Source organism: Photobacterium lucens (assembly GCF_009873615.1).
GTDB classification, from domain to species: Bacteria; Pseudomonadota; Gammaproteobacteria; order Enterobacterales; family Vibrionaceae; genus Photobacterium; species Photobacterium lucens.
This window is the reverse complement of the sequence record NZ_SSMG01000207.1, coordinates 1-1,499: the sequence shown is the minus strand read 5'-3', so window position 1 is coordinate 1,499 and position 1,499 is coordinate 1. Positions and strand designations below refer to the sequence as shown.

The window sequence follows — 1,499 nt, the reverse complement described above, 5'->3', positions numbered from 1 at the left end:
TGGTATAACTGTTACTTAAATGTATTACTCTTGTTCTTCGTGAGCTGGGAAATTGATACTTAATGGCATATTATTTAATAACAAATACGAATTACACATGTAGTTTGCCATTATAAATGTCAGCGCTGAGGCTCAAATATCACTATGACTGAAGACTTCCGTCAACAAGCTCTCGATTACCACTCACTTCCTGTCCCAGGGAAAATTTCTGTTGAACTGACCAAGCCTGCTAATACGGTTAATGATCTTGCGCTCGCATATAGCCCAGGTGTGGCTGAGCCCGTAAGAGAAATCGCCCAAGATGCTGATAATGTCTATAAGTACACAGCGAAAGGCAATATGGTTGCGGTGATCACCAATGGTACTGCGATTTTAGGTTTAGGTAATTTAGGCCCGCTGGCTTCTAAACCTGTTATGGAAGGAAAATCGCTACTGTTTAAACGTTTTGCCGGTATTGATTCGATTGATATTGAAGTCAAGCATCGCACGATTGATGAGTTCGTTGATACGGTGGCTAATATTGCTGACACGTTTGGTGGTATTAACTTAGAAGATATTAAAGCGCCAGACTGTTTTGAGATCGAGCAACGCTTAATTGAGCGCTGCAATGTCCCTGTCTTTCATGATGATCAACATGGTACAGCCATTGTTACAGCGGCAGGTATGCTAAATGCATTAGAGCTTCAAGGAAAAACGATCGGTGAAGCTGTGATTGTGTGTTTAGGCGCAGGCGCAGCAGCGATTGCTTGTATGGAGCTACTTATTAAGTGCGGCGCGCAGCGTGAGAAAATCTACATGCTGGATCGCAAAGGGGTCATTCATACCCGTCGTGATGACATTAATGAATACAAACAGCTGTTTGCCAATAATACTGATAAGCGCACCTTAGAAGATGTGATTGCAGGCGCTGATATTTTCGTTGGCGTATCAGGACCGGATTTATTAGCTCCTGAAGCTCTGGCATTAATGGCTGAAAACCCGATTGTGTTTGCGTGTTCAAATCCCGATCCTGAAATTAAGCCTGCATTGGCACATCAAGTTCGCCAAGACTTAATTATGGGAACAGGGCGCTCTGATTATCCTAATCAGGTGAATAATGTTTTATGTTTTCCGTTTATTTTCCGTGGTGCATTAGATGTGCGTGCGAGCCAAATTAATGATGAAATGAAGTTGGCAGCGGTAAATGCAATTCGTGAATTAGCGAAAGAGCCAGTACCTCAATCGGTATTGGATGCATCCGGTGTATCGCACTTAGCATTTGGGCGAGAGTATATTATTCCAAAGCCAATGGATCCGCGTTTATTACCTCGGGTTGCAAAAGCGGTAGCACAAGCGGCGATTGACTCAGGTGTTGCACGTATTGAAATGCCAATGGGTTACATGGAAGTGTAGTTCAGGCAACTCGCTATTTTAATAAATAAAAACCAGCCATGCGGCTGGTTTTTTAGTATACATAGTCAGTAATGATATTATTCATTAATGTCTTCGTAGCTGATCCC

Annotated in this window: 1 protein-coding gene; it reads left to right on the top strand. The window is 42.6% G+C overall.

Features of this window, described 5'->3' with window-relative positions; translation table 11 throughout:
* Positions 1–144: 144 nt before the first annotated feature.
* Entirely contained in the window at positions 145–1,392 is a 1,248-nt protein-coding gene (locus E5A76_RS09630) for a malic enzyme-like NAD(P)-binding protein (protein ID WP_053987484.1), read from the top strand.
* Positions 1,393–1,499 lie beyond the last annotated feature (107 nt).

Coding starts and splice junctions, on each gene's coding strand:
- E5A76_RS09630 (WP_053987484.1), top strand. CDS start 145: ATGACTGAAGACTTCCGTCAACAAGCTCTCGATTACCACTCACTTCCT.